Source organism: Bacteroides sp. 1_1_30, from assembly GCF_020982715.1.
GTDB lineage: Bacteria > Bacteroidota > Bacteroidia > Bacteroidales > Bacteroidaceae > Bacteroides > Bacteroides xylanisolvens.
In genome coordinates, this window is record NZ_JAJKHN010000160.1 from 1 (window position 1) to 5258 (window position 5258).

6 protein-coding genes and 1 pseudogene are annotated in these 5258 nt (G+C 54.2%); 2 read left to right on the plus strand and 5 right to left on the minus strand.

Annotation, left to right across the window (positions count from 1 at the left end):
• Positions 1-72: 72 nt before the first annotated feature.
• Genes LPH68_RS25365 through LPH68_RS25385 form a run of 5 tightly spaced genes read right to left on the minus strand, consistent with a single transcriptional unit; the run spans position 73 to position 3704 of the window.
• A complete protein-coding gene (locus LPH68_RS25365; RefSeq protein WP_134770725.1) occupies positions 73-552 on the minus strand; it encodes a hypothetical protein in 480 nt (159 codons plus the stop codon).
• A 28-nt stretch (positions 553-580) separates the two neighbouring features.
• The gene (locus LPH68_RS25370) at positions 581-970 is read right to left on the minus strand and encodes a hypothetical protein (protein WP_007562505.1); all 390 of its coding nucleotides are present in this window, start codon (positions 968-970) and stop codon (positions 581-583) included.
• A gap of 15 nt (positions 971-985) precedes the next feature.
• Complete coding sequence (locus tag LPH68_RS25375; RefSeq protein ID WP_007562507.1) at positions 986-1450, minus strand: N-acetylmuramoyl-L-alanine amidase; 465 nt, start codon at positions 1448-1450, stop codon at positions 986-988.
• 6 nt (positions 1451-1456) lie between these two features.
• Positions 1457-2656, minus strand: a complete 1200-nt coding sequence (locus LPH68_RS25380; protein ID WP_007562509.1) for a BACON domain-containing protein — start codon at positions 2654-2656, stop codon at positions 1457-1459.
• Positions 2657-2663: 7 nt separating this feature from the next.
• Positions 2664-3704, minus strand: a complete 1041-nt coding sequence (locus tag LPH68_RS25385) for a head maturation protease, ClpP-related (RefSeq protein ID WP_022199168.1) — start codon at positions 3702-3704, stop codon at positions 2664-2666.
• Between the two features lie 203 nt (positions 3705-3907).
• On the opposite strand from LPH68_RS25385, the gene LPH68_RS25390 reads away from it, so the two are divergent.
• Together LPH68_RS25390 and LPH68_RS25395 are read left to right on the plus strand one after the other, a co-directional pair.
• On the plus strand, positions 3908-4351 hold the full coding sequence (locus LPH68_RS25390) for a transposase family protein (protein ID WP_230297222.1): 444 nt from the start codon (positions 3908-3910) through the stop codon (positions 4349-4351).
• An 11-nt stretch (positions 4352-4362) separates the two neighbouring features.
• Positions 4363-5258 (plus strand): annotated as a pseudogene (locus tag LPH68_RS25395) (hypothetical protein); the annotation flags it as partial.

Here is a 5258-nt window from a genome sequence, read left to right on the forward strand (position 1 = left end):
CCCTTGCCGTCACTGCCTACGGTCAGGTTGGCCTGTCCGCTCTTGCCACGGTACACGGCACCTTCAGGAAGCTTACGGAGGCTGTCCGCCGGTATAGTCAGCTTCACCGAACTCGCCGGTATCCCCGCCATCACCAGTCCCGCCCGTCGGCTTCCGCTCGCGCTGTCGGCGCTTGCCGATTCCGTCTGTGTCTTCTCCACCGTCGTGCTCTTCCTGCTGCTTGCGCAGCCCGCCAAGCACAGGACAGTCATCATGATGGCGGCAACTGTTGGCAGTGTCAATGGCCTTGCGCAGTCGCGCCATTTCGCGCTTGTTGGCCTGCAGGTCTTTTCTTGTTGCATTCAGTTCTTCTTTTAAGGGTACCACAATATTGCTCACCAAAACGCGGGTGGCATGTTCTGCGTTATCCACACGCACACCCTCTGCGTCGGCTTCGGCTTTCATCGCTTCCGCTTTCGCTTTCCTCACCGTAGCACGCAGGGAACCGATGGCTGCTGCAGTGCCCACAAGGCCGCCGCTAAGAATAATGTTCATGATCTCGCTAAAGTCCATACCACCCGTTTTTTAGTCAGTCAACCTTTTATTCTGCTTCCTCGCGTTTCTTTCGGAATAGTCCGATAACCCATTGCACCAGTCCCGTGTCGGCTACCCCATTGGCTACAAGTGAGGCACCAAAACCATAGAGCAAGGCAATGTCCCAGCTCACATCACTCACAAATCCGGCATCAAGCCACCACAGTAGCATCGCGCACACCAGGCCCACACACCAGCTCACCAGTTGCGTCACCCAGCCTTTCATGTTGGGGAACAAACCTTTCAACCCTTCAGTAAGCACCACCACACCGCCGACGAAACCGGCAAAGGTGCCAATCATTGCGTCATAGTCCGTTGCCGGAACATCGGCCCCTTGGGCCATCACAGCCGATACTGTTCCCAGCATCAGCATCATAAACAGCATAATTCGTTTCATTGATTGCTTCTTTTATTATTGGTTAATACCTATTTCTTTCAGCCATTTCTGTACATCGAAACTGGGGCAGGCTTTGGCCGCCAGCTCGTTGTGTCCCACAATGCGCACATCCGGGAATCTGCGATGGAAGTCCTTCACATACTTCTCCAGTGCCTTTTTCTGGCAGCCGGTGCGGGTGTCCTTCGGGGTCTTGCCGTCCTTGGCCACACCGCCGGCATACACAATGTGGCGGCTCACGCTGTTGTACCCCTTGGCTCCGTTGGTCACTTCCCAGGGATCCACCTGCGCATCCTCGTTGTTGTTCACCAAGCGTTCCACACCGCCCTGCAGGTGGAACAGGTCGGTGTAGCCCACCTGTTTCCAACCTCTGCCACCCTGGCTTACGGGCGAAGTGTGCCACTTCCGGATGTCCGCCGATGATACCTCACGCCCCTCCGGGGTTGCCGTACAGTGAATTACCAGATACTTCAATTTTGCCATACCATCTTATCCTTTCTGGTTTTGGGTAATGGTAATCTTGGCCGTCTTGCTGCGGTCGGCATTGAGCGTAAGGGTCAGTGTACCGGTTTTCTGACTGCCACTGTTTGCACCGGCCGAAATCTTCACGCCTTTATCCGTCGCTTCCACCTTGAAGCCGGCAGGGGCACTGCCTATCTCATATTCTCCGCTGGCGGTCACGGTCACTTCTTCACTGCCACCGGTTGCCTCAAGGGTCACACTGGCAGGGTCAACTGAAATCTTCTTCTCGCTCGCCTTGAACACGGGGTTGCTTCGCTTGTCCAGCACCACCACTTCTTCACCGAAGGCAATGTTCGTGTCAGCCTTCATCAGCATCTTGAAGAAGTACAGTTCGCTCGCGTTCGAGATCTTGTCAATCTGAATCACGTCTTCATCGTCCTGCAAGTTCACAGCCGCAAACAGGTTGCCGCCGGCATCGGGCGAACAGAGGGTGCACACAATCAGATCATCGGGCCAGGCCGCAAGCGTCTCAATGGTAATGCCCTTGTAGCGGCGGGCATTCACATCGGTTTCGCTCGTGTTCTTGGACTCGCGCTGGGTCAGCTCGTCATCATACTTGTCAAAGTCGTTCACGCTCATCAGAATGCGGAGGTCCGGGTTGTTGCGGATGGCCACGGGAATCTTCGCACGCATGGCTTTCAGTCTGCCCAGCATGGTCGATTCTGCGCTGTCCACCACAATCACCTCAGTATCCTTGGCCATCTGGGTCAGGATGCCGTTAAACAAGTGGTCGTCATCATCCCCATATTCACCGTTCACATAGTGGTCACCCAGTTCAAACTGTACCCGCTTGGCCAACTCGGCAAGCAGGGCGTTCTGCGCTTCGGGCGGAAGTTCCGAGAATACCAGGTTGCCCTTCGGCTGCCATTTGCGCCAGATGTTCTCGAACGTGCGGGGGTTAAACACCGTAAAGGCCATGAAGTCCACCGGGTCAAGACTCTTTTCGTCGTAGTTGAAGTTGCCCTTCGAATCCTCCACGCCGGGGTTCTCCTTGCGCTTCTGGAGCATCTTGCCGGTCTTCAGGCGCGGCAGGCTGATTTTCTTCTCCACACCGGGAATCACCATGATCAGCCCCTTTTCCACAATCTCATTGCTCGTAGCGGCAAGCGTCAGCAACTGTTCCAGTACCTCGCCGCTGTAATTCGTGTTTCTTACAATTATTGCCATAGTTCAATCACTTTTTACGTTTGTCCTTAATTTCTCGCATGCGCCTGTTCCAGGGGCTTTCTTCACCATTCGGTTCCAGATGCAGGTCTTCCATCACACGGCGCTTTACCGGCAGTTGGGCCAGGGCCTTTTCGCCGTTCTCGCGGTCATTGGCCAAAAGGTTTTCGTAGATGGGGCGGGTAGTCGCATCAATGCGACCGTCCTGCTCGGCTGCGTCAAGCAGCTGCTTGCGGGCGGCAAGGTCTTCGGCTTCAGCCTTGTCTTCGTAGGTCTTCACCTTGGCCTTCAGGTCGGTGTTCTCTTTCGTAAGGATAGGTACCTTGCCTGCCTCTTCCTCCAGTTGGTCCATCAGGCGGAACACATCCGCATCACTCGCGCAGTCCTTGAAGCGCGGGCGTTTCTTTACGTCTTCCAGATTCATGTCTTCTCTGTTTTTTTGTGGCTCAACGAGCCGGTTATTGAATAAAGTATATATCTGCGCCGGTGTACTGTCTGCCGGCACGGGGTCTGCATCATAGATGTCGTCTATGAAACCGAGGTCCAGGGCTTCCTTGGCGGTCAGCCAATGGTCCTCGCCGTCAAAATAGGTCTGTTTCACTTCTTCCTTGCTCATGCCCAGCCGCTCGGCATAGATTTCACTCAAGCTGCCTTCCAGGCTTTCTATCTCTTCCATGCAACGCTGCAGGTCCTGCTTGTTGCCGTAACACCCGCCGCTCACACTGTGCAGCATCAGACGGGCATATTTGCTCATTTCTACGGGCTTGCCGCAAAGGGCTATCACACTGGCCATGCTGGCGGCTATGCCATCCACATAAATGCGGATGTCGGCCTGGCTATGGCGCAGGGCGTTGAATATCGCAATGCCGCTGTACACTTCCCCGCCGTTGCTGTTGATACGCACATGGATGCGTCGGCTCACGCGTTCGGCTTCCATCAGTTCCTGGGCTATGCGCCCGCTTTGCACCTCCGTATAGTCTCCGATGTCCCCGTACAGGAATATCGTACTGGTGCCGTCGTCACTCGTTGTAATATTGAAAAATCTGCTCATCGTCATGTCTTTACCAGCGGTTTCCCCGCCTTTCGATGGTGCGAAAATAGAACATTCCCATGGCACCAGGAAACCGCGTCCGCATCATAACGTTTTCTGGCGTTATCATAACGCTGTAACCCGTCATCATGCGTACGCGCTTTTACAAACCCCGCTTTTTCATGCAATTTTGTAACGTGATTTACAACTAAAAAGGACGATTTATGGCAGATTTGACGAATGCCCAGAAAAAGGAATGGGCAAAGACTTTGTACCTCAAGGAAAACCTCACACAGCAGGAAATCGCCGACCGGGTGGGCGTGTCACGGGTGTCCGTGTCCAACTGGGTACGGGTCGGGAAGTGGGAGGAACAGAAGGTGGGGCTTACGCTCACAAGGCAGGAACAGGTGGCTAACCTCTACCGGCAGGTGGCCGAAATAAACAAGGCCATCGCCGAACGGCCCGAAGGGGAACGGTTCCCCTCATCCAAGGAGGCTGACATCCTCGGGAAACTGTCGGCGGCCATACGCAACATGGAGCAGGAAGTGGGCATTGCCGACATCATCAGTGTCCTCACCGGGTTCATCGATTGGGTGCGGGCGGCCGACCTCGAAAAGGCAAAGGAAATTACACGCCTGGCCGATGCGTACATTAAAGACAAATTATAAAGGGATAGACAATGAAACAGACTGACAGACTCGCTCTCCTCGATTGGGAGAAGTACAAAGAAGACATCGCAAGGGCAACACCGGTCGATAGGAACATGACGGCAGCCGAACGGGAAAAACACCGGGAATATCTTGAGAAACATCCCATAGAATGGATCAGGTTCTTTTTTCCGAATTATGCCAAATATGAATTTGCCGACTTCCAGAAAAAGGCTATCCGGCGGATCATTGCACACGATGAATGGTTTGAGGTGCTTTCTTGGAGCCGTGAGCTGGCCAAATCCACCGTCACCATGTTCATCGTCATGAATCTTACGCTTACCGGACGCAAAAAGAATGTGATTCTGACCTCCAACAGCAAGGACAATGCGGTGCGCCTGCTCGATCCCTACCGGGCCAATCTCGAAGCCAACGGACGCATCATGGCATACTACGGCAAACAGGAACTGCCGGGCTCATGGACCGAGGATGAATTCACCACCAAAGGGAAGGTCTCTTTCCGCGCACTGGGTGCCGGACAATCTCCGCGTGGTTCGCGAAACGAGGCCATACGTCCCGACGTACTGCTGGTCGATGACTTTGATACGGACGAGGATACCAAGAACCCGGACATCATCCAGAAGCGCTGGGACTGGTGGGAAAATGCGCTGTATCCCACGCGGTCCATTTCAGAACCTACACTGGTCATCTTCTGCGGAAACATCATTGCCAAGGACTGCTGCGTGGTGAGGGCGGGCGAAATGGCCGACTCATGGGACATCGTAAACATCCGCGACAAAAACGGATTTTCCACATGGCCGGAAAAGAACTCGGAAGAGGACATTGACCGTACACTGTCCAAAATATCCAAAAAGGCGGCACAGGGTGAATATTACAACAACCCCATTTCCGAGGGCGAGGTCTTCGA

What these genes read in the sequence shown, in the direction of transcription:
- LPH68_RS25370 (WP_007562505.1), bottom strand. Translation starts at nt 970, where the DNA reads ATGAAACGAATTATGCTGTTTATGATGCTGATGCTGGGAACAGTATCG.
- LPH68_RS25390 (WP_230297222.1), top strand. Translation starts at nt 3,908, where the DNA reads ATGGCAGATTTGACGAATGCCCAGAAAAAGGAATGGGCAAAGACTTTG.
- LPH68_RS25375 (WP_007562507.1), bottom strand. Translation starts at nt 1,450, where the DNA reads ATGGCAAAATTGAAGTATCTGGTAATTCACTGTACGGCAACCCCGGAG.
- LPH68_RS25380 (WP_007562509.1), bottom strand. Translation starts at nt 2,656, where the DNA reads ATGGCAATAATTGTAAGAAACACGAATTACAGCGGCGAGGTACTGGAA.
- LPH68_RS25365 (WP_134770725.1), bottom strand. Translation starts at nt 552, where the DNA reads ATGGACTTTAGCGAGATCATGAACATTATTCTTAGCGGCGGCCTTGTG.
- LPH68_RS25385 (WP_022199168.1), bottom strand. Translation starts at nt 3,704, where the DNA reads ATGAGCAGATTTTTCAATATTACAACGAGTGACGACGGCACCAGTACG.